This window comes from Burkholderia crassaminum, from assembly GCF_964265005.1.
Classification (GTDB): domain Bacteria; phylum Pseudomonadota; class Gammaproteobacteria; order Burkholderiales; family Burkholderiaceae; genus Burkholderia.
On record NZ_OZ183800.1, the window covers coordinates 809,024 to 831,073 of the forward strand.

At 67.6% G+C, this 22,050-nt stretch carries 19 protein-coding genes; 10 read left to right on the top strand and 9 right to left on the bottom strand.

The features are described from left to right. Nucleotides 1-234 precede the first annotated feature (234 nt). From ACPTTF_RS20720 to ACPTTF_RS20740, 5 genes are all read right to left on the bottom strand, one after another. Nucleotides 235-612, bottom strand: a complete 378-nt coding sequence (locus ACPTTF_RS20720) for a DUF2917 domain-containing protein (RefSeq protein ID WP_423368003.1) — start codon at nucleotides 610-612, stop codon at nucleotides 235-237. Nucleotides 613-863: 251 nt separating this feature from the next. Beyond that, the gene (locus ACPTTF_RS20725; RefSeq protein ID WP_166961762.1) at nucleotides 864-1,151 is read right to left on the bottom strand and encodes a hypothetical protein; all 288 of its coding nucleotides are present in this window, start codon (nucleotides 1,149-1,151) and stop codon (nucleotides 864-866) included. Nucleotides 1,152-1,230: 79 nt separating this feature from the next. After that, complete coding sequence (locus tag ACPTTF_RS20730; RefSeq protein WP_166961765.1) at nucleotides 1,231-2,136, bottom strand: metal-dependent hydrolase; 906 nt, start codon at nucleotides 2,134-2,136, stop codon at nucleotides 1,231-1,233. A 30-nt stretch (nucleotides 2,137-2,166) separates the two neighbouring features. Further along, nucleotides 2,167-3,954, bottom strand: a complete 1,788-nt coding sequence (locus tag ACPTTF_RS20735) for an SDR family oxidoreductase (protein ID WP_423368004.1) — start codon at nucleotides 3,952-3,954, stop codon at nucleotides 2,167-2,169. Nucleotides 3,955-3,999: 45 nt separating this feature from the next. Then, entirely contained in the window at nucleotides 4,000-4,896 is an 897-nt protein-coding gene (locus tag ACPTTF_RS20740; protein WP_423368005.1) for a M24 family metallopeptidase, read from the bottom strand. 467 nt (nucleotides 4,897-5,363) lie between these two features. Between ACPTTF_RS20740 and ACPTTF_RS20745 the strand changes: the two genes are divergently transcribed. Then, nucleotides 5,364-6,128, top strand: a complete 765-nt coding sequence (locus ACPTTF_RS20745) for a hypothetical protein (RefSeq protein ID WP_423368006.1) — start codon at nucleotides 5,364-5,366, stop codon at nucleotides 6,126-6,128. 8 nt (nucleotides 6,129-6,136) lie between these two features. Continuing rightward, nucleotides 6,137-6,367 carry a hypothetical protein gene (locus ACPTTF_RS20750; RefSeq protein ID WP_423368007.1) on the top strand — a complete coding sequence of 77 codons (231 nt, stop codon included), beginning with the start codon at nucleotides 6,137-6,139 and terminating at the stop codon, nucleotides 6,365-6,367. 683 nt (nucleotides 6,368-7,050) lie between these two features. Here the strand turns inward: ACPTTF_RS20750 and ACPTTF_RS20755 are convergent. The 3 genes from ACPTTF_RS20755 to ACPTTF_RS20765 form a co-directional block, all read right to left on the bottom strand. Continuing rightward, nucleotides 7,051-7,824 (bottom strand): slipin family protein, encoded by a 774-nt coding sequence (locus ACPTTF_RS20755; RefSeq protein WP_176048263.1) that lies wholly within the window; start codon nucleotides 7,822-7,824, stop codon nucleotides 7,051-7,053. Further along, nucleotides 7,821-9,386 (bottom strand): NfeD family protein, encoded by a 1,566-nt coding sequence (locus tag ACPTTF_RS20760; RefSeq protein ID WP_423368008.1) that lies wholly within the window; start codon nucleotides 9,384-9,386, stop codon nucleotides 7,821-7,823. Before ACPTTF_RS20760 ends, ACPTTF_RS20755 begins: the two co-directional genes overlap by 4 nt. 121 nt (nucleotides 9,387-9,507) lie before the next feature. Then, on the bottom strand, nucleotides 9,508-10,542 hold the full coding sequence (locus ACPTTF_RS20765; RefSeq protein ID WP_166961785.1) for an AraC family transcriptional regulator: 1,035 nt from the start codon (nucleotides 10,540-10,542) through the stop codon (nucleotides 9,508-9,510). A gap of 137 nt (nucleotides 10,543-10,679) precedes the next feature. Between ACPTTF_RS20765 and ACPTTF_RS20770 the strand changes: the two genes are divergently transcribed. The 7 genes from ACPTTF_RS20770 (at nucleotide 10,680) to ACPTTF_RS20800 (ending at nucleotide 19,219) form a co-directional block, all read left to right on the top strand. Continuing rightward, on the top strand, nucleotides 10,680-11,813 hold the full coding sequence (locus tag ACPTTF_RS20770) for an acyl-CoA dehydrogenase family protein (protein WP_423368009.1): 1,134 nt from the start codon (nucleotides 10,680-10,682) through the stop codon (nucleotides 11,811-11,813). A gap of 160 nt (nucleotides 11,814-11,973) precedes the next feature. Next, entirely contained in the window at nucleotides 11,974-13,680 is a 1,707-nt protein-coding gene (locus ACPTTF_RS20775; RefSeq protein WP_423368010.1) for an AMP-binding protein, read from the top strand. A 110-nt stretch (nucleotides 13,681-13,790) separates the two neighbouring features. Next, nucleotides 13,791-15,305: a CoA-acylating methylmalonate-semialdehyde dehydrogenase gene (locus tag ACPTTF_RS20780; protein WP_166961792.1), complete on the top strand. Its 1,515-nt coding sequence runs from the start codon at nucleotides 13,791-13,793 to the stop codon at nucleotides 15,303-15,305. An 18-nt stretch (nucleotides 15,306-15,323) separates the two neighbouring features. Further along, on the top strand, nucleotides 15,324-16,226 hold the full coding sequence (gene mmsB, locus ACPTTF_RS20785; RefSeq protein ID WP_089475353.1) for a 3-hydroxyisobutyrate dehydrogenase: 903 nt from the start codon (nucleotides 15,324-15,326) through the stop codon (nucleotides 16,224-16,226). Continuing rightward, entirely contained in the window at nucleotides 16,223-17,014 is a 792-nt protein-coding gene (locus tag ACPTTF_RS20790) for an enoyl-CoA hydratase (protein WP_423368011.1), read from the top strand. Before mmsB ends, ACPTTF_RS20790 begins: the two co-directional genes overlap by 4 nt. After that, nucleotides 17,011-18,150, top strand: a complete 1,140-nt coding sequence (locus ACPTTF_RS20795) for an enoyl-CoA hydratase/isomerase family protein (protein WP_423368012.1) — start codon at nucleotides 17,011-17,013, stop codon at nucleotides 18,148-18,150. The genes ACPTTF_RS20790 and ACPTTF_RS20795 overlap by 4 nt, the downstream gene beginning before the upstream one ends. Nucleotides 18,151-18,175: 25 nt before the next feature. Beyond that, the gene (locus ACPTTF_RS20800; RefSeq protein ID WP_423368013.1) at nucleotides 18,176-19,219 is read left to right on the top strand and encodes an AbrB family transcriptional regulator; all 1,044 of its coding nucleotides are present in this window, start codon (nucleotides 18,176-18,178) and stop codon (nucleotides 19,217-19,219) included. A 163-nt stretch (nucleotides 19,220-19,382) separates the two neighbouring features. Here the strand turns inward: ACPTTF_RS20800 and ACPTTF_RS20805 are convergent, their stop codons facing one another. Then, entirely contained in the window at nucleotides 19,383-20,288 is a 906-nt protein-coding gene (locus tag ACPTTF_RS20805) for a LysR family transcriptional regulator (protein ID WP_166961804.1), read from the bottom strand. Between the two features lie 178 nt (nucleotides 20,289-20,466). Here ACPTTF_RS20805 and ACPTTF_RS20810 point away from each other — a divergent pair, with 178 nt between their 5' ends. After that, nucleotides 20,467-22,005, top strand: a complete 1,539-nt coding sequence (locus tag ACPTTF_RS20810) for an MFS transporter (RefSeq protein ID WP_423368014.1) — start codon at nucleotides 20,467-20,469, stop codon at nucleotides 22,003-22,005. Nucleotides 22,006-22,050 lie beyond the last annotated feature (45 nt).

Here is a 22,050-nt window from a genome sequence, read left to right on the forward strand (position 1 = left end):
CATGCGGTACTGCTCGATTGCTAACGCACAAGCGCCTCCCGTGAACCATTCTTTCGAATGTTCATCGATCGATGAATCGCGACGGGGATGAGCGTGTACATAGGCATGCGAACGAGTTTGTCTTCGTGGAGCAGCGTTGTCAACGACAATTTTCAAGATAGGCGAGGGTGATGCGTCGGCTGCCTGGCGAGCGTGCGCGGCGCACCCATGAGCGCATGCGCTGCGACGCGTTCGTCATTCGCGACTTCGACATCGTTCGCGCAGCAAGCTGCGCATCCGTGCGAGCGCACGTGCCAGCCACGCGCCGCGTCTCATCGCGTACGCGGTCGTGATCGATGCTTCGACCGGACGGTCGTCGTCGGTGCTCATCCAGATGCGATCGCCGCGCTGCACGTGCAGCACGTCGCCGGTTCGTATCCAGTAGTCGTCGACGCTGCCCAGCCGCGTGACCCACAGCGCCGCGTCGTGCACGCGGATCTCGGCATCGTTTCGTGCGTGCCACGCCAGCGTCTTGCGCGGCGCGACCGTGAATTGCATCACGACCCGCGGCAATGCGATCGCATCGGTGCGGCACCGATCGGGGCAGACAACCAGCCGGCTTGCTTGGTCCATCGTCATCTCCATCCGTTGGGCCGGGCGGGATGACGCGCACCAAAACAAAAAGGCCTCATCCGTTTCCGGCGAGGCCTTGTGACATGCGTAACTGAATCTCGATGCTAACGCACAAGCGCCTCCGGTGATCGCCGCGGGTGGGCGTTCACTGGTGTTTTATGCGCGATGGCGTTGGGCTTGAGCATAGGCATGCGAACGAGTGTGTCGTGGCACCGCAGCAATGTCAACGGAAATTTCGAGATACGTGACGGTTACGCGTCGCGTTGCGCGAGGCCGTTCACGAGCAGCTCGGACAGCAGGCCCGTCATCCCTTCCGGGTGCGTGGCCGCACGTGCCTTCAGCTGTTCGACGAGCTCGGCGTTGAGCTTGCACGCGAACGGCACGAGGCCCTGTTCCTGGTCGAGCTTGCGCTGCGCGCGGCGGTCGAGCTTGGCGGCTTCGTCGGCGCCCTTGCCGAAACGCGCGGGGCCAGACTGCTTCATCGCTTGCGTCAGCTTGAGCGCCTTGTTCTTTTCGAGATCGGTTTTCTTCATGGCCATCGCGGCACCTCCGGGAAATTGAAGCCGCGATTGTACGCATTTCGGCGGGCACCGCCCGCCGAGCCGGTCGGAAACGCGCTCAGGCGCCCTTCGTCGTGCCCCAGTTGCCGCCGTGCGCGGCTGCCTGCGCGGCCGGCGAGCGCTCGAGGTAGGCGAGCGCCTGTTCGGTCGAGCCTTCGTGGTGCGGTGTATAGCTCGGCTTGAAATAACGCAGTGCCGCGCCGATCACCTTCCAGAACGACGGCAGGTGCCCGCGCCGCGAGCCTTGCCACCACGCGAGCACGAAACCCGGGTAGCGGCCGGCGTCCGGGTCGCGCTTGTACATGAACTTTGCGCCGGTCGTGATGTAGTAGAGCAGCAGCAGGATCACGAATGCCATGTGCACGCAGCGCTCCGGATAGCTGCCGCCCAGGTGCCGGTAGATGTCGAACGCGACGGTACGGTGCTCGACTTCCTCCGCACCGTGCCAGCGCAGCAGGTCGACCATCGTCGGGTCGGCACGGCCTTCGTCGAGCCCGTGCGCGTTGAGCACCCAGTTGCCGAGATAGCCGAAGAAATGCTCGAGCGAAGCGATCACCGCGAGCTGCTGCCGCAGCCAGAAACGCGTGTGGCCGATCTTCAGCCCGAGCGGCTGCTCTCCGAGCACGCGTGTGAACAGCCGGTTGAGCTTTTGCGTGAACGGCTTCGTGTCGATGCCGTGCCGGTCGTAGTAGTGCTTCAGCACGCCGCCGTGCGAACGCGAATGCACGGCTTCCTGGCGCAGGAAGCCTTCGGCCTCGTCGCGCAGGCGCGCATCGGTGATCAGCGGCAGCGCCTTGTTGTACACGCGGCAGAACCACAGCTCGCCTTCCGGGAACAGCAGGTTCAGCGTGTTGATGATGTGCGTGCTGCCCGGATCGTTCGGCACCCAGGTGATCGGCGTGTCGCTGAAGTCGAACTTCACGTGCCGGGCCTTGATCTTGTGATAGTCGGCGGTATCGGTCATCTCTGTCTCCCTGTGCGGCGTCGTGCGCCGTCAATGCGATGCCATGCTGACGCGGGCGATCATCCGGCCGAGCCACGGCATGAAGCGGCCGACGAAGCGCATCGCATGCGCCTCGCCGCCGACCGCGACGACGGGGCGGTTGCGCAGCACGCCGTCGACCATCGCCTGCGCGACGGTTTCGGGTTTCAGGCCGCGCATCTGGTACAGCTTCGTCGCGCGCTTGCGCAGCCGCGCTTCGTCCTGTGCATTGGCGCCCGCGTACTGCGTCGACGCCATGATTCCGGTCTCCGCGAAGCCGGGGCACACGGCCGTCACGCCGATGCCTTGCTCCGCGAGTTCCGCGCGCATGCATTCGCTGAGCATCAGCACGGCGGCCTTCGTCGTCGCATACGCGGGCAAGTCGCGCGACGGCCCGAACGCGGCGGCCGACGCGGTGTTGACGATGTGCCCGCCGGTGCCGCGCGCGGCCATCTGCTGCGCGAACAGCCGCGAGCCGTGGATCACGCCCCACAGGTTCACGTGCAGGATGCGCTCCCAGTGCCGCGCGCTGGTGTCGAGGATGCCGCCGGCCATGCCGATGCCCGCGTTGTTGATCACGACGTCCGCGCCGCCGAGTGCGCTGCCGACCCACGTCGCCAGCGCTTCCATTTCGTCGGCGGACCCGACGTCGACGCGTTTCGCATGGGCTTGCGCACCGGTCAGCCCGATCAGCAGCGCGGTGCGTTCGGCGCTCGCGAGATCGATGTCGCACGCGACGATCGTCGCGCCTTCGCGGGCGAACGCGAGCGCCGCGTAGCGGCCGATGCCGCTGCCCGCGCCGGTGACGACCGCGACCTTGCCGCTGAAGCGGCCGCTCGTCGCGCGGCGGCGCGCGTTCGCGAGCGCGGGCGGTTCGTTGCCCGACTCGACCGCGTCGATCAGTTGCCCGGCGAGATCCGCGAAGCGCGCCGGGTCGGCGAGCGGCAGCCAGTGGCCGGCCGCGACCTCACGCCGGTAGTACTGCGGCACCCAGCGCGACAGGTTCTCGGACAGCGCGGGGCTCACGTACTTGTCGCCGAGCGGCACGATCGTCTGCACCGGCGCATGCGCGTAGCGTTCGCGCGGCGCGAACAGGCAGCGGATGAAGTTCGCGCGATAGAGGCGCACGCCGCGCGCGCCGTCGTCGGCTTGCGTCGGGCGCGGCGCGACGGGCGTTTTCTCGAGCCGGCGCAGCAGGCGCGGCCACGCGCGGCCGAGCCACAGCCGCCAGCCGAGCTCGGGGATGAACGGCAGGTGGAACAGGTACACGTACCACGATCGCACGAGCTGGCCGCCGAGCTTGGCCAACGACGCGGGCGTCGGGCGCAGCACGCGTTCGCGTAGCCAGAAGCCGACGTGGTCGAGGCACGGTCCCGAGCACGACGTGTATGACGCGATGCGGCCGGAAAGGCGCGGATCGGTGACGAATTCCCAGCCCTGGATCGAGCCCCAGTCGTGCGCGATCAGATGCACGGCGCGGCCGGGGCAGAGCGCGTCGATCACCGCGACGAAGTCGTCGGTCAGCTTCGCGAGGTGGTAGTCGGCCGTACGCTTCGGCGCGCCGGACAGGCCCGCGCCGCGCACGTCGTAGGCGATCACGTAGTGCTTGCGCGCGAGCAGCGGCGCGACGTGCTGCCAGACGCTGCTGTCGTCGGGATAGCCGTGCACGAGCACGACCGGCGAGCGGGCCGGGTCGCCCCAGGTCCTGACCGCGAGCGTCAGGTCGCCGGAGGCGACCGCGGTTTCGCTATGAACCGATTCGAACAGGGCCAGCGGCGCTTCGTCGGAAAGAGGCTGCATCGTGAGTCCGTCGTTCAGGGATTCGGGAGGAAGGGCGGGTGCGCGTCAGGCGGCGGCCGGCACGGTCGCGACGGCCTGCGCACGCTCGGCCTGGCGGCGCTGCCAGCGGCGCACGTGCGGCAGGTCTTCGTCGAGCCAGTACGCGTCGTCTTCGGTGATGACGAGCAGCTCTTCGAATTTCGCGCCGACGCCGGCGAAGCCGAGATGCGGCTCGACGGCCCACAGGCCCGGCACGGGCGCATGCTCGGAGCGGCGGTCGATCGACCACAGCGGCGACCAGCCCTGTTGTTTCGCCGCGCGCCCCTGGTCGAGCAGCAGGTTGCGCGTCGCGTTCAGCCCGAAGCGAGCGACGAAGCGCGGCTTCGACAGCTTGTGGATCTTCGCGACGCGATGCGCGAGCACCTTGAACGGATAGGCCTTGTGGCGCGGCTCGACGCCCTGGCGGCGGCACAGCGCGTCGACTGCCTGAGCGACCTCGGCCATCGACCGGCGCTCCTTCACGAGCCGCACGATCATGTCGCGATGGTCCATCAGGTCGTCCTGCAACTGTTCGAGGATCGGGTTCTCGCCGAGGCAGTGCGCGTAGCCGACGTCGGCCACGATGCCGTCGAGCACCGGCGCGACGTCGAGGATCACCGGCATGTCGGTCTCGAGCTGCCGGTTGCTCGGGAAGAACGCGAGATTGAAGCCGCCCATGTGCTTGAGTCCCGAGAAGCCCTCGAACGCGGTGCGGTCGCCGAACCACGCGAACGGCTTGTGCAGCCAGTCGTGCACGCCGTTGTCCTGCAGCCATTCGGTCAGGAGGCGCGCGGCTTCCTTCTCGGTGATGCCGGGGTAGAGCATCGCGCCGACGGTCTCGACACAGCGGTAGGCAAGCTGCTGGACCGCGCGGAATTGCGGCAGCTCGTCGAGGTGGACTTCCGGCAGCGAGTGGTCGGCCATGATGCGTCTCCAAAGAGGTGCTGATCCGGAATGCGTCCCCGGCGTGGGGCGCCGCGAATTATTCAGTCAGCATTTAATGTGCCATTGAGCAATGTAATAATCATAGCCGGTTCGGCGTCACGCGCCAGCCCCCGGGAGTGAGGATTTGTCCTAATGAAGGGCCGAAATGGAGGGGAGCCTCTAGAGGTGGGGAGCCATGATGCCGGCCAATTGGGTGAAGCACGCGATGCGCCGATAACACTTGCCAATGGTTCTGGCGCGTTGCAAGGAACACGAAGAACCGACCTGCATCCGCGCCGCCACGCTGTTTCATGAGTCTCGTCGCCGCTAGGTTCGTGGCGCACGACATCGCAAATGTCCGCGTCGTGGACGGTCTGTCTCTACGATGCATCCGTCGAGGGCGTGACGTCCGGGGCACGATCATGGTTCCCGGAATGTCCATTGAGCGCTCTCCAAACGGAGACGCGATGTCTTTTGAACTTGAAATAGGGGTGGGTCGACGTTGCACGCTGTATTCACCCAGTGAATATCGCGCACGTTTTCCGCTCGGCACGCCGGGTGAAAAAACGGGAAAGGCGCTCGTCGGATCCGCAGTCGCGAGCGATTTGGCGCGAAATAAAGCGCAACTGTCGTTCCTGGGTCGTTTCCTGCGCGATTGTCGCGTCACGTCCGATGCAAATAGTGCCGAGCCGATGAGGCTTCTGCATGGATTGCAACGTGCCGTAAGCGCTGGCGATGTTGTTGCCGTGGTTGAGCCGTTGCGCTCAACCGGCGTGGCGGGCTCTGAACTCGAGGGGCGACCGCGACCGAGATCGATCACGCTTACGCCTTCTCAACTGTTTGGGCGCGTCACCAAGGCCACGGTCAATCGATTTGCGTCCGTTCGTGCGAGGCGAAAATTGCCGGAGGAGAGTGGGATTGCAGTCTGGTTTGCGAATCCGGGGGATGTGTTGCCCGATGGCACGATCGCCACGGCACTTGGCGATGCGCAACCGTTTCCGTATGTGCCAGGCAATGCAATTGGCGACACGATGGAGATCGCCGCGGTCAATCGTGGAGAAATGCTCGCCTGCGATGTCATTTCCGCGGAATGCAAAGGGTCCGTATTGCGCGAGTTTCCGAGCCAGTATCTTGGCGTGACGCTGGACGATATTCAGAGCGATGCGCGCGCTGGGGGCAAGGACGCGCGCAAAGCGCTTAAACTGCTCAACGACAACCGATTCAAGAAATAGGATCCGGCATGACTCATCCGATTTTTGACTTGCTGGCGAAGCTGGATGGTGCACATGTAGCTTATGCACTCAGCCGCCATCGACCAGACTCCATTCTCGTTTCCGTGACGGTCGTCGGACAACGTGTCGAGATCGACGTGTTCGACGACGGACACATGGAGGTGTCTCGATTCATGGGTAACGAGGACATTGAAGGTGGCGTTGAATTGATCGATTCCATCGTGGCGTCAGCGGGTTAGGACGGCGATCGACGTATGCAAGGGCACGCGGGTCGATCTGGTGGCTGCGTGCATTCACCGCTCCGGCTTCCCCCAACGGCTCCAGCAAGATCCCCAGCAAATCGATCGTCAGCGGAACCACGCTCGTCGAGTTCTTGTCCGCCGCGATCGTCGTCGGCGTCTGCAGGTAGCGCGGCTGCTTCGCCTGCGGCGGCTGAGCGAGCTGGCGAAGGGGGGAATGAAGGAGAAGCTCTGGACCGGAGGCCGGAAACGAGGAGGGCGCGGGGCGATCGATCGGGTGTGGGAACGGCACCGAATCCGGAGCGGGGAGTGGATCGAGCTCACAACGGAGGAGCCGGAGCCAGGCAATAAAAAAGGACGCTTGCGCGTCCTTTTGCCGTCTGAAGTGTTGCGCATCGTCGAGAGGCGTCCCCAGCGTTTTCATCGACAATACTAGCGAAGTATCGACGAGATATCAAAATGCATCGCGTCGAAAACGAAGCGTGACGGGCATCTTGCTGCGCGTTCCGTTGTATCCGCTCTGAACTCCCTGCCACGCCGGCGTCGCATGTCAGTCGGTCGTGAAGCCGAGATGGGTCGCCGCGTCCACGTGCTAACACCCCGTCAACGTCGCTCGCAAGGCTTCGCGCCATTCGGCCCCATGACCGAGTCCGCCGAATCCGGTGCGAATCCGAATGTCGGCATCACCCCTCCCGCTTCCCCCCCAGCCGCTCCAGCAACGCGCCGATCAGATCGATCGGCAGCGGGAACACGATCGTCGAGTTCTTGTCCGCGGCGATCGTTGTCAGCGTCTGCAGGTAGCGCAGCTGCATCGCCTGCGGCTGCAGCGCGAGCCGTTGCGCGGCCTGCAGCAGTTTCTCCGACGCCTGCAGTTCGCCCTCCGCATGAATCACCTTCGCGCGCCGCTCGCGTTCGGCCTCGGCCTGACGCGCGATCGCGCGGATCATCGTCTCGTTCAGGTCGACGTGCTTGATCTCGACCGTCGATACCTTGATCCCCCATGCATCGGTCTGCGCGTCGAGTGTCTTCTGGATGTCGGCGTTCAACTGCTCGCGCTCGGCGAGCAGCGCGTCGAGGTCGTGCTTGCCGAGCACCGAGCGCAGCGTCGTCTGCGACAGCTGGCTCGTCGCGTCGAAAAAGCGCGCGACCTGGATCACGGCCTTCTCCGGATCGACCACACGGAAATACACGACCGCGTTGACCTTCACCGACACGTTGTCGCGGGTGATCACGTCCTGCGGCGGCACGTCGAACACGACGGTGCGCAGGTCGATCCGCACGACCTGCTGGACGATCGGGATGATCAGCACGAGCCCCGGCCCCTTCACCTTCCAGAAGCGGCCGAGCATGAACACCACGCCGCGCTCGTACTCGCGGAAGATGCGGATCGACGACGCGACGAGCACCACGACGAAGACGATCAGGACGCTGCTGAAGCCGAATGTGTAGCCGATCATGACGGCTCTCCTTGATGTTGTTCTTGCGCCGGTATGTCGTAGAGCGGGGCGACGGTGAGCAGCAGCCCGTGGCGGCCGGTGACGCGCACGCGGCAGCCGGCGGCGAGCGGCGCGCTGCTGGCCACGCGCCAGCGCTCGCCGCGCACGCGCGCCCAGCCGGCGGCGGACGGCGCGGCGCCGGCCGCGCCATGCGGCTGGTCGGCCTGCAGGCCGTCGTCGAGCACCTCGCCGATGCTGCCGACCATCGCCTCGGCGCCCGTCACGACCGGGCGCCGCCGCGCGCGCAGCGCGACGCTCGACACGCCCGCGACGAGCAGCCCGCCGCCGAGCGCCAGGCTCGCGATCACGGGCCACGGAATCCCGTAGCCGGGCACGTCGGTGTCGATCAGCATCAGCGCGCCGATCGTGAACGACACGATTCCGCCGAAGCCGAGCACGCCGAAGGTCGGCAGGAACGCCTCGGCGACGAGGCAACCGAGGCCGAGCAGCACGAGGCCGAGGCCCGCATAGCTGATCGGCAGCAACTGCATCGCGAACAGCCCGACCAGCAGGCAGATCGTGCCGACGACGCCAGGCAGCACGAAGCCGGGGTTCGCGAACTCGAAGAAGAGGCCGTAGATGCCGATCGTCAACAGGATCAGTGCGACGTTCGGGTCGGTGATGATCGACAGGAAGCGGCTGCGCCAGTCGGGCTCGACCACGACGAGCGGCGCATGCGCGGTCGCGAGCCGCACCGTGCCGGCGGTGGTCGTCACTGTATGGCCGTCGAGCTGGCGTGCGAGATCGGCGGGATCCTGCGCGATCAGGTCGACGACGTGCTGCGCGCGTGCCTCGTCTGCCGACAGGCTGACGGCTTCGCGCACCGCACGCTCGCCCCAGGCGGCATTGCGCCCGCGCAGCTGTGCGAGGCCGCGGATATAGGCCGATGCGTCCTGCATCGCCTTGCGGATCTCGGTCGATTGCGTGTCGGTCGGCAGTGCGGCGGGCGTGGCGGCCGCATCGGACGCCGCTGACGCACCCGGGGTTCCGGCCGGCGCCCGCGGTGCAACGGGGTTTCCGCCCGGCGGCGCGGCGCCGCCGATGCCGAACTGCACGGGCGACGCCGCGCCGAGATTGGTGCCGGGCGCCATCGCCGCGAAGTGGCTGGCATAGACGATGTAGGTGCCCGCGCTGGCGGCCCGCGCGCCGCCCGGCGCGACGAACGCGGCGACCGGCACGGGCGAGCCGAGGATGGCCTTGATGATCTGCCGCATCGACGTGTCGAGGCCACCGGGCGTGTCGAGTTGCAGGATCGCGAGCGGCGCGTGCTGGCGTGCCGCGCGGTCGAGCGAGCGCACGATGAAATCGGCGCTGGCCGGCCCGATCGCGCCGTTGATCGGGATCACGATGACCGGGCGGGCGGTGGCGGGTGCTTCGGCGGAGGGCGGCGCGGCGACCGCGGCACACACGACGAGCAGCGCCGCGAACAGCGCGGCGCGCGCGACCCGCGCGGACAGCGGGTGACGAGAGTGGCCGCCGGGCGTGGCAGGCGCCGGCGACGGCTCGTGACGGTGAAATTGCATCGGGACGTCCGGGCGGCGCGCGGCTGCGCGCGGTCCGGCTTGCGGAAAGGGCGTGGGCCCGATGCTTAAAGATTAGGCGGTTTCGGCGGAAAGCGCGAAGCGACGGCCGTGCCGGCCAGCTTCAGACCGCGCCGCCGCCCCGCGCGAGCACTTCGTCGCGATAGTCGGCCGGGCTGCGCCCGCTCCATTTGCGGAACGCGCGGTAGAACGCGCTCGGTTCCGCGAAACCGGTTGCAGCCGCGACGTCGGCGATCGTGCGCGCGGGGTCGGCCAGCGCCTCGAACGCGAGATCGCGCCGCAGCGTGTCCTTGATCGACTGGTAGGCCTGGCCTTCCTGGTGCAGCTTGCGGCGCAGCGTGGCCTCGGCCACGTGCAGCCGCGCGGCCATCCCGCCCGCGCCCGGCCACGCGGCGGGCGGCATCCCGCGCAGCACCGCGCGCACGCGCTGCGCGAGTGCGTTCGGGTTGCGGTACTTGACGATGAAGCTTGCCGGCGCGTTGCGCAGGAACGTCTTCAGCGTCTTCGCGTTCTGCACGACCGGCAGTGTCGCGAATTCGGGATCGAAATCGACATACGAATCGGGTTCGTTGAACCGCATGTCGTCGCAGAACATCGACGGGTATTCGTGGTCGGCGGGCGGCGTGTCGCAGCGGAAGCTCGCATGCAGCAGCGGGATGCGGCGCCCGATCAGCCAGCAGGTGAGCCCGTAGACGATGATGAAATAGGTCGCGTACGTGAACATCGCGGGCGTCGCGCCGTTGTTGCGGTGCACGAAGCGCAGCCGCACGCGTTGCGGGTTCGCGTCGAGTTCCGCGTGCAGGTCGTCGAGCACGCAGTGCATGAAATTCACCGCGCGCGCCATCGCGTGCAGCCCGTCTTTCGCGGACAGCGCGGACTGGCTCATCGCGATGAAGCTGCCGCTGCGCATCGGGTGGCGATCCTGCCCGAAAAACTCGTCGTCGAGCGTGCGTGCGATCGCGTTCCACAGCGCGCCGTATTGCTGCGCGCTCACGCGTGCGCGCGGCTGCCCGAGCAGCGCGGGTGCGATGCCGGCCTGCGCGAGCAGCGGCTCGGCCGCGACGCCGCGCCGCGTGGCGAGCGCGACGCTGTAAGCGACGAGGCTGATCGCGACGGTTCCCTTGTCTTCCTGCTTCATCCGTGCCGCCGGTGTGGCAAAAACGCTCAGTGTAAATGAGCGACGCGAGCATCGAACAGTCGCGCCTGCTTGCCTACACTTGTTGCATCGAAACGCAAGGACGGTCGCGCCCGGCGGCCGCGGGAGACAGCAGCACCATGGACGAGCTTTACACCGAAGACCAGCGGATGATCCGCGATGCCGCGCGCGCCTTTGCCACCGAGAGGCTGGCGCCGAACGCGGCGCAATGGGACCACGATGCGCACCTGCCCGACGCGATCGTCGCGCAGCTCGGCGAACTCGGCCTGCTCGGGATGATCGTGCCGCAGGAGCTGGGCGGCTCGTATACGGACTACGTGGCCTATGCGCTGGCGATGGAAGAGGTCGCCGCCGGCGACGCCGCGTGCGCGACGATGATGAGCGTGCACAACTCGGTCGGCTGCGGGCCGATCCTCGGTTTCGGCACGCCCGCGCAGAAAGATCGCTGGCTGGCCGACATGGCGGCCGGCCGCGTGATCGGCGCGTTCTGCCTGACCGAGCCGCAGGCCGGCTCCGAAGCGAACAACCTGCGCACGCGTGCGGAACTGCGCGACGGCAAATGGGTGCTGAACGGCGCGAAGCAGTTCGTGACCAACGGCCAGCGCGCCGGTGTGGCGATCGTTTTTGCCATGACCGACCCGGAAGCCGGCAAGCGCGGCATCTCCGCGTTCCTGGTGCCGACCGACACGCCGGGCTTCATCGTCGGCAAGCCCGAGAAGAAGATGGGCATCCGCGCATCGGATACGTGCCCGATCACGTTCGAGAACTGCGCGATTCCGGAAGAGAACCTGCTCGGCAACCGCGGCGAAGGGCTGAAGATCGCGCTGTCGAACCTCGAAGGCGGCCGCATCGGCATCGCCGCGCAGGCACTCGGCATCGCGCGCGCCGCGTTCGACAAGGCGCGCCGTTATGCGGGCGAGCGCGTGCAGTTCGGCAAGCCGATCGCCGAGCATCAGGCGATCCAGCAGAAACTCGCCGACATGGCCGTGCAGATCAACGCCGCACGCTTGCTCGTGCATCACGCGGCGAAGCTGCGCACGGCCGGCTTGCCGTGCCTGTCGGAAGCGTCGCAGGCGAAGCTGTTCGCGTCGGAGATGGCCGAGCGCGTGTGTTCGGATGCGATCCAGATCCACGGCGGCTACGGCTACCTGGTCGATTACGAAGTCGAGCGTCACTATCGCGACGCACGCATCACGCAGATTTACGAAGGCACCAGCGAAGTGCAGCGGATGGTGATCGCGCGGCAGCTTTGAGCCGCGACGGTCGCCCCGGTCGAAACATCACGCAGGGCACGAGGGCAGCGCGGCGAACGCGGCACGCAACGACGTGACCGTGCGCCGCACCAGGGGAAACCGCGCATGGGCTGCAGCGCATGCGCCGGTTGACCGCGAGACATGGAGACTGGAGGAAACGATGACGGTACAGGCATTCCTGAACGCACGCGACTTTCTGCTGCGCCATCGCACCGACTACGACACCGCGTATCGCGAGTTCGAATGGCCGGTGCTCGATGCGTTCAACTGGGCGCTCGACTACTTCGACCCGATGGCGCGCGGCAACGACCAGCCCGCACTGTGGATCGTCGACGCGGCGACCGGCACGGGCGATCCGTATTCGTTCGCGCAGATGTCCGAACGTTCGTCGCGGATCGCGAACTGGCTGCGCTCGATCGGCGTCGTGCGCGGCGACCGCATCCTGCTGATGCTGCCGAACCGTGTCGAGCTGTGGGACGCGATGCTTGCCGCGATGAAGCTCGGCGCGATCGTGCTGCCTGCCACCACGCAACTGTCGCCCGACGACGTGCGCGACCGCGTGCAGATCGGCGGCGCGAAATACGTGATCGTCGACGAGAACGAAACCGCCAAATTCGAACAGCCCGACCTCGGACTCACGCAGAAGATCGTCGCGGGCGCGCCGCGCGCGGGCTGGCTCGCGATGAACGACGGCTATGCGGCGAGCGCCGAATTCGAGCCGGACGCCGTCACGCACGCGAACGATCCGATGCTGCTGTACTTCACGTCGGGCACGACGTCGAAGCCGAAGCTCGTCGAGCATACGCACCGCACCTATCCGGTCGGGCACCTGTCGACGATGTACTGGGTCGGCCTGCAGCCGGGCGACATCCACTGGAACATCAGCTCGCCGGGCTGGGCGAAGCACGCGTGGAGCTGCTTCTTCGCGCCGTGGAATGCGCAGGCCTGCGTGTTCGCATTCAACTACGCGCGCTTCGAGCCGAAGGTCGTGCTCGATGCGCTCGTCAAATACCAGGTGACGACGCTATGTGCGCCGCCGACCGTGTGGCGCATGCTCGTGCAGCAGCCGCTCGCGTCGTTCGACGTGAAGCTGCGCGAGATCGTCGGCGCGGGCGAGCCGCTGAATCCCGAGATCATCGAGCGCGTGAAGAAGGCGTGGAACATCGCAATTCGCGACGGCTACGGCCAGACCGAAACGACCTGCCTGATCGGCAATTCGCCGGGCCAGCCGGTGGTCGCGGGCTCGATGGGCCGGCCGCTGCCCGGCTACCGGATCGCGCTGCTCGACCCGGACGGCGCGCCCGTGACCGAAGGTGAAGTCGCGCTGCCGATCGGCGCGGACGTCACGCGCCCGGTCGGGCTGATGACCGGCTACGCAAACAATCCCGATGCGACGGCCCATGCGATGCGCGACGGCCACTACCGCACGTCGGACATCGCGATGCGCGGCGACGACGGCTACTACGTGTACATCGGCCGCGCGGACGACGTGTTCAAGTCGTCCGACTACCGGCTGAGCCCGTTCGAACTCGAGAGCGTGCTGATCGAGCATCCGGCGATCGCCGAGGCGGCCGTCGTGCCGAGCCCCGACCCCGTGCGGCTGTCGGTGCCGAAGACCTTCATCACGCTGCGGCAGGGCTACGAGGAAAGCCCCGAGCTCGCGCTGGAGATCTTCCGTTTCTCGCGCGAGAAGCTCGCGCCGTACAAGCGCATCCGCCGCCTGCAGTTCGCCGATCTGCCGAAGACGATCTCGGGGAAGATTCGCCGCGTCGAGCTGCGCCGCCGCGAGATCGAGCGTGGCGACGACGCAAGCGCGCGCATGCCCGGCGAATACTGGGAAGAAGATTTCGCTGCTGAATTGAAGTGACGTGACCGCGGGCCGCGCGCGCCGCAATTCGCGGCCGCCGCCCGCAACCGAATTGAACCGGCCGCACGGCGATATCGCGCTTCGCGGCCCTCTGCAAGGAGATTGGATCGATGAACGCGAATTCGAAAGACGTGCCGACGGTCAAGCTACTGATCGACGGTACCTTCGTCGAGTCCGCCACGAACGAGTGGCGCGACATCGTCAACCCGGCGACGCAACAGGTGCTCGCGCGCGTGCCGTTCGCAACCGTCGCGGAAGTCGACGCGGCCGTGCAGGCCGCGCACACCGCGTACGCGACGTGGAAGAACACGCCGATCGCCGCGCGCATGCGCATCATGCTGAAGTTCCAGGATCTCGTGCGCACGAACCAGCAGCGCATCGCGAAGACGCTGACGGCCGAGCAGGGCAAGACGATTCCCGACGCCGAAGGCGACATCTTCCGCGGCCTCGAAGTCGTCGAGCACGCATGCTCGATCGGTTCGCTGCAGCTCGGCGAATTCGCGGAGAACGTCGCGGGCGGCGTCGACACCTACACGCTGCGCCAACCGCTCGGCGTGTGCGCGGGCATCACGCCGTTCAACTTCCCCGCGATGATCCCGCTGTGGATGTTCCCGATGGCGATCGTCTGCGGCAACACGTTCGTGCTGAAGCCGTCGGAACAGGATCCGATGTCGACGATGGAGCTCGTCGAGCTCGCGATCGAGGCCGGCGTACCGAAAGGCGTACTGAACGTCGTGCACGGCGGCAAGGAAGTGGTCGATGCAATCTGTACGCATCCGCTCGTGAAGGCCATCTCGTTCGTCGGATCGACGGCAGTCGGCACGCACGTGTACAACCTCGGCAGCGCGCACGGCAAGCGCGTGCAGTCGATGATGGGCGCGAAGAACCATGCGGTGGTGTTGCCCGATGCGAACCGCGAGCAGACGATCAACGCGCTCGTCGGCGCCGGCTTCGGTGCGGCAGGGCAGCGCTGCATGGCGACGTCGGTCGCGGTGCTGGTTGGCGAAGCGCGCGACTGGCTGCCCGATCTCGTCGCAAAGGCGAAGCTTCTGAAGGTGAATTCGGGCGCGGAAGCCGGCACCGACGTCGGCCCGGTCGTGTCGAAAACCGCGAAGGAGCGCATCCTGTCGCTGATCGAAGCGGGTGTGAACGAAGGCGCGAAGCTCGAGCTGGACGGCCGCGACGTGAAGGTGGCCGGCTACGAAAGCGGCAACTTCATCGGCCCGACGATCTTCTCGGGCGTGAAGACCGGCATGTCGATCTACACGCACGAAATCTTCGGCCCGGTGCTCGTGGTGCTCGAAGCCGACTCGCTCGACGACGCGATCGCGCTCGTCAACGCAAACCCGTTCGGCAACGGCGTCGGCCTGTTCACGCAGAGCGGTGCGGCCGCACGCAAGTTCCAGAGCGAAATCGACATCGGCCAGGTCGGCATCAACATCCCGATCCCGGTGCCGGTGCCGTTCTTCAGCTTCACCGGTTCGCGCGGCTCGAAGCTCGGCGATCTCGGCCCGTATGGCAAGCAGGTCGTGCAGTTCTACACGCAGACGAAGACGGTCACCGCGCGCTGGTTCGACGACGACACGACGGCCGGCCCGGTGAACACGACGATCCGGCTGCATTGAGCGGCGGAGGACTCCAAAATGAAAATCGGATTTATCGGCCTCGGCCACATGGGCGCGCCGATGGCGCTGAATCTGCTGAAAGCCGGCCATGAAGTGCATGCGTTCGACCTGAGCGCCGATGCATTGCGCGCGCTGCAGGATGCCGGCGCACAGGTGGCCGCGTCGCCGCGCGATGCCGCATCGGGCGCGACGTTCGTCATCACGATGCTGCCGGCCGCACCGCACGTGCGTTCGGTGTTGTCTGGCGAAAACGGCGTGCTGGCCGGCCTCGGCGCGGGCGCGACCGTGATCGACTCGAGCACGATCGACCCGGCCAGCGCACAGGCATTCGGCGCGCTCGTGCGCGAACACGGCGGCGCGTTCGTCGATGCGCCGGTGTCGGGCGGCACCGGCGGCGCAGCGGCAGGCACCTTGACCTTCATGGTCGGCGGCAGCGATGCGGATTTCGAGCGCGTGAAGCCCGTGCTCGCCGGCATGGGCAAGAACATCGTCCATTGCGGCGCGACGGGCATGGGGCAGGTCGCGAAGGTCTGCAACAACCTCGTGCTCGGCATCTCGATGGCGGCCGTGTCGGAGGCGATGTCGCTCGGCGTCGCGCTCGGCATCGACCCGAAGGTGCTGGCCGGCATCGTCAACACGTCGACGGGCCGTTGCTGGAGCTCGGATACCTACAACCCGTATCCGGGCGTGATCGAGACCGCGCCGTCGTCGCGCGGCTACTCGGGCGGCTTCGGCACCGACCTGATGCTGAAGGATCTCGGCCTCGCGAACGACGCCGCGAAGCAGGCGCGCCAGCCGGTCTATCTCGGCGCGCTCGCGCAGCAGCTGTACCAGACGATGAGCAGCCGCGGCGACGGGCAACTCGATTTCTCGGCGGTGATCCGCCTGTACCAACCGGCCACGAAGAAGGACGCCTCATGATCGAACTGGACTACGTCGACGACGGCGCGATCGCGTGCGCGACGCTCAAGCGTCCGCCCGCGAACGCCTTTACCGCCGACGGGCTGCAGCAACTGCAGGAAACCGTCGCCGAGCTGAATGCGAACCCGCGCGTGCGTGCGCTGGTGATCACCGGCGACGGCCCGAAGTTCTTCAGCGCGGGTGCCGACCTCAACACGTTCGCCGACGGCGACCGCGCGGTCGCGCGTGCGATGGCGTCGCGTTTCGGCGCGGCGTTCGAGGCGCTGCATGACGCGCGTGTCGTGACGATCGCGGCGATCAACGGCTATGCGATGGGCGGCGGGCTCGAATGCGCGCTCGCGTGCGACCTGCGGATCGCGGAGACGCATGCGCAGATGGCGCTGCCCGAGCCGTCGGTCGGCCTGCTGCCGTGCGGGCTCGGCACGCAGACGCTGCCCTGGCTCGTCGGTGAAGGCTGGGCGAAGAAGATCATCCTGACCGGCGCGCGTGTCGATGCGGCCACGGCGCTCAGGATCGGCCTCGTCGAGGACGTCGTGGAGTCGGGCGCATCGCGCGATGCAGCGCTGGCGCTGGCGCGCAACGTCGCGCGGCAGAGCCCGCACGCGGTCGCGTACAGCAAGGAGCTGATCGGCCTCGCGGGCCGCGGCGTGCCGCGCAGCGCGGCGCTCGCGGTCGAGCGCGAACGCTTCGTCGACCTGTTCGAGACGAACGATCCGCGCGAGGGCGTGGCTGCGTTCCTCGGCAAGCGCGCGCCGCAGTGGCACACCGATGGAGAGCCGCAACGATGAGCACGCCGGTCACGAATCAGGACACGTTCGCGGAGCACGCGCCCGAGGTGCTGTTCCGCGTGGTGAATCGCGTGGCGCTGATCACGCTGAACCGTCCGGCCGCGCTCAACGCGCTGTCGTACGCGATGATCGGCGAGCTGGCCGCGCTCCTCGAACGCTGCCGCGACGACGACCAGATCGTCGCGGTCGTGCTGCGCGGTGCGGGCGAGAAGGGCTTCTGCGCGGGCGGCGACGTGCGCGCGTTGTACAAAATGGTCGCGCAGCGCGAAACCTGGCTGCCGTTCTTCGTCGACGAGTACCGGCTCGACTACGCGATCCATACGTTCCCGAAGCCGGTGGTCGCGCTGATGGACGGCGTGACGATGGGCGGCGGCATGGGCCTTGCGCAGGGCGCGGCACTGCGCGTCGCGACCGAGCGCAGCAAGATCGCGATGCCGGAGACGCGCATCGGCCTCGTGCCCGATGTCGGCGCGACGCATTTCCTGTCGCGCATGCCGGTCGAACTCGAGCTGTACGTCGGGCTGACCGGCGCGATGCTGTCGGGCGCCGACGCGCTGACCGCGAAGCTCGCGGATCTGTGCGTGCCGTCCGCTTGGCTCGACACGTTCGAGACGCGCATCGAAAGCGTCAAGTGGGAAGGCGACGCGTTGCCGTTGCTGCGCAAGGTGTTCGAGCCGCCGTGCAACGTCGTGCCGCATGCGGCGCTCGACGGCCAGATGCCGTGGATCGTGCGTCATTTCGACAAGCGCTCGACCGTCGAGCGGATCGTTGCGACGCTGATGCAGGATCTCGCGCGCGAGGAACTGTCGCGCGAGCACCGTCAATGGCTGCAGGCGACGCTCGATGCGCTCACGGGCCATTCGCCGACGATGCTCTCCGTGACGCGCGAGGCGCTGCTGCGCGGCCGCCAGATGACGCTGGCCGAATCGTTCCGGATGGAACTCGGCATCGTCGCGCGTGCGATCGAGGAAGGCGACTTCTGCGAAGGCGTACGCGCGCATCTCGTGGACAAGGATCGCAAGCCGCGCTGGGCGCCCGCGTCGCTCGTCGAAGTGCGCGCCGAACGCGTGCGGCATTTCCTGACGTCGCCGTGGAAGCTGTTCGCGCATCCGCTCGCGGCGCTGGGGGAGGATTGAACTGCTTGCACCGGGCCGCTGCCCGATGAAGACACTCGCCTATCTTGCCTGTCTGGCCGTGGTCGGCATGGCGCTGCAGTATGCGGGCCTCCCGCATGGCCTGCTGCTCGGCTCGATCCTTGCCGCATCGATCGCGACCAGCCGGTTCGGCTTCGCGCCCGGGTTGCGCTTCGGGCTGGAGTACGTGCAGATCGTGCTCGGGATGGCGACCGGCTTGCTGTTCAAGTCGTGGGACACGCAGATGGTCGTCTCGATCGTGCCGAGCCTCGGCGTCTTGCTCGTCTGTCTGGCGGCGCAGGTCGCGGTCGGCAGCCTCTGGCTGTCCCGTGTAGGGCGCTGGAACCGGACCGACGCGCTGCTGGCCGTCTATCCTGGCGCGCTTGCTGCGGTATTCGACCTGCTGGAGTCCGAGCGCGCATCGAGCAAGGTGATCGTCGTGCATCTGGTGCGGCTCATCTCGATCACCATGCTCGTGAGTTTCTTCATTCCGGCGCACGGCGGCGCACCGCTGCCGGCGACCGGCGCCGTGCTGCCGGCAGCGGCGCTGCTGGCGCTGGCGGTGCTGGTGGCGCTATGCGTGCTGGTCGGGCGCGCGCTGCTCGGGCTCGGCGTCCCCGCGCCGTTCATGATCACCGCGATCGTGCTGACGGGCGTCTTCGTGAAGGCGGGCTGGCTGCATGCGTTCGAGATGCCGGCGTGGAGCGTCGATGCGGCGTCGGTCATCCTCGGGGCGCTGATCGGCGCGCAATTCAGGCAGATCAGCATTGCGGACGCGCTGCGCTACGGCCGGACCGGCCTCGTGTGCATCGCGCTGATGCTGATGATCGCCGGGGCGTTTGCGGCGGTGACGGCGCGCTTGTCCGGCTACGGCGTGCTGCCGCTTTGGCTTTCGTATGCGCCGGGGGCCATCGAGACGATCACGATCGTCGCGTATGGCGGCGGCCTGAGCGTCGTGTTCGTGTTGATGCATCATCTGACGCGCCTGGTCGTGCTGCACTTCGCGCCGGCGGTGCTCGTCCGTGCGCGCCGCCGACGCATGCCGGCGATCGGGAGCGGAGCCGGCGAATAGACGCACGACAGCGGGCGGACGGGCCATGCCGGCATGCGGCCCGTCGTGCGCCGTCGAGCACCGTCGAGCACCGTCGAGCACCGTCGAGCACCGTCGAGCACCGTCGCGCGCCGTCAAGCGCCGTCGAGCACCGTCAAGCACCGTCAAGCACCGTCAAGCACCGTCACCGCTCGATCATCGGCGGAATCGCCTGCGCGAACGCGTCGATCACGCAGCGCGTCTTGCGCGGCAGATAACGCGTCTTCGGCCAGATCGCATGGATGTCGCCTTCGCAGACGAAGCAGCGGTCGAGCACGATCGTCATCTCGCCGCGCTTCACGTAGTGATCGAGCAGCCAGCTCGGCAGCCAGGCGATCCCGAACCCCGATGCGCCGGCTGCCGCGATCGCCTGCACGTCGTCGAAACTGAGCTGGTGCGGCATGTCGATACGGACCGTCGAGCCGTCCGGCGCGCGCAAGTCCCATGGTTGAACCACGCCCGAGCGTGAATACGCGATCGTCCGGTGGTGCTTCAGGTCGTCGAGCGTTTTCGGCATTCCGTGGCGGGCGAGATACGACGGCGCCGCGCCGAGGCTGCCGTATTGCGTGCCGAGCCGCCGCACCGCGAGGCTCGTGCTGTCCGCGAGCGTGCCGATCCGCACCGCGAGGTCGATGCCTTCCTCGACGAGATCGACGAAGCGGTCGGTGATCGACACGTCGATCCGCAGATGCGGATAGGTGCGCGCGAGATCGAGTACGACGGGCGTCACGCAGTGATGCCCGAACGCGAGCGGCACGCTCAGGCGCAGCTTGCCGCGCGGCTCGTTGCGGCCGCAGTCGAGGTCGGCCTCCGCCGCTTCCAGTTCCGCCAGCGCGCGCACGCAACGGTCGTAGTACGCCTGGCCGTCGTCGGTCAGGCTCTGGCTGCGCGTCGTGCGTTGCAGCAGCCGCGCACCGAGCCGCTTCTCGAGCCGCGCGACCGCCTTGCCGACGGCCGAACGCGTCATGTCGAGCCGCTCCGCGGCGAGCGCGAAGCTGCCCGATTCCACTACCTGGACGAAGGTCGTCACGCCGTCGAGTCTGTCGGTCATGGGAGGGTGTGCTGATTGAGTCCTGTAGTTCCCCAGTCTGGAGAAATGCATGCATCAATGGGGATGGAAATTCTCACTATAGTACCGATTCCGGTCCAGCGTGCGTTGCCGGCCGCACGCGACCCATCCTTCTCTCCTGGAGGCACGCGGCCCGTTGCCGGGCCGCCGCGCAATTCGCATGACACTATCCGACTCCCGCAGGAATGCGGTCGCGCTCGCGGCCGTCTGTCTCACGTCGCTGATGTTCGGCCTCGAAATCTCGAGCGTGCCGGTGATCCTGCCGACGCTCGAACACGTGCTGCATGGCGATTTCAACGGCATGCAGTGGATCATGAATGCATACACGATCGCGTGTACGACCGTGCTGATGGCGGCCGGCACGCTCGCCGACCGGTTCGGCCGCAAGCGCGTGTACGTGATCGGTACCGTGCTGTTCGGCGCGACGTCGCTGCTGTGCGGGCTCGCGCCGAACGTGCCGGTGCTCGTCGCGGGCCGGCTGTTGCAGGGCGCCAGCGGTGGCGCGATGCTGATCTGCCAGATTGCGGTGCTGTCGCACCAGTTCCGCGAGGGCCGCGAGCGCGGCCGCGCGTTCGGGATCTGGGGGATCGTGTTCGGCATCGGGCTCGGTTTCGGGCCGATCGTCGGCGGCGCGATCGTCGCACTGGCGAGCTGGCCGTGGGTGTTCCTCGTCCATGCGCCGCTCGCGGCCGTCGCGCTCGTGCTGATCGGCGGCGCGGTGCAGGAGTCGCGCGATCCGCACGCGGGCAGGCTGGACGTGGCGGGCATCGTCACGCTGTCGCTCGCGGTGCTCGGCCTCGCGTTCTACATCACGCAAAGTGCCGAGCTGGGGCTCGCGAGCGCGGCCGGTCTCGGCGTGCTCGGCGCAACCGTGCTCGCGGTGATCGGTTTCTTCATTGCGGAACGCGCGAGCGCACGGCCGATGTTCGACTTCTCGGTGTTCCGGATTCGCGCGTTCACCGGCGCGATCTTCGGCTCGATGGGGATGAACTTCAGCTTCTGGCCGTTCATGATCTACCTGCCGATCTGGTTCCAGGTCGCGCTCGGCTACGACAGCGTGACGGCCGGTCTCGCGTTGCTCGCGTACACACTGCCGACGCTGGTCGCGCCGCCGTTCGGCGAACGGCTCGCGCTGCGCTACGGGCCGGGCGTCGTGATCCCGGGCGGCTTGTTCACGATCGCCGCCGGTTTCGCGCTGATGCGGCTCGGCAGCGCGGCCGAGCATGCAAGCTGGGTGACGATGCTGCCTGGCTGCGTGATCGCCGGCATCGGGCTCGGGCTCACGAACACGCCCGTGACCAACACGACGACGGGCGCGGTGCCGAGCGCGCGGGCCGGGATGGCGTCGGGCATCGACATGAGCGCGCGGATGATTTCGCTCGCGCTGAATATCGCGGCGATGGGCTTCGTGCTGGTCGCGGGGATCGTCGCGAGCCTGAAGGGCGGGGTCGCGGGCGCGATCGGCGATGCGGCGCTGCGCCGGCTCGCGCAGGAGATTGCATCCGGGCGGACCGACGGGCTGCACGAGATCGCACCGGCGCTCGCGCAGGCCGACCCGACCGGCGCGGCGTTGCATGCGGCGCTCGTGCACGGGTTCGGCTGGGTGATGGTGTATGGCGCGGCGGGCGTGGCCGTGCTCGCGACGGCGAGCGCGGTGGCGTTCGCGCCGGCGCGACGCGGGGCGGCCGTGTGCGAATGACGCGGCGCGTGGCCGGCGGGGCAGGCCCGGCCGGCCCGGTGCGTG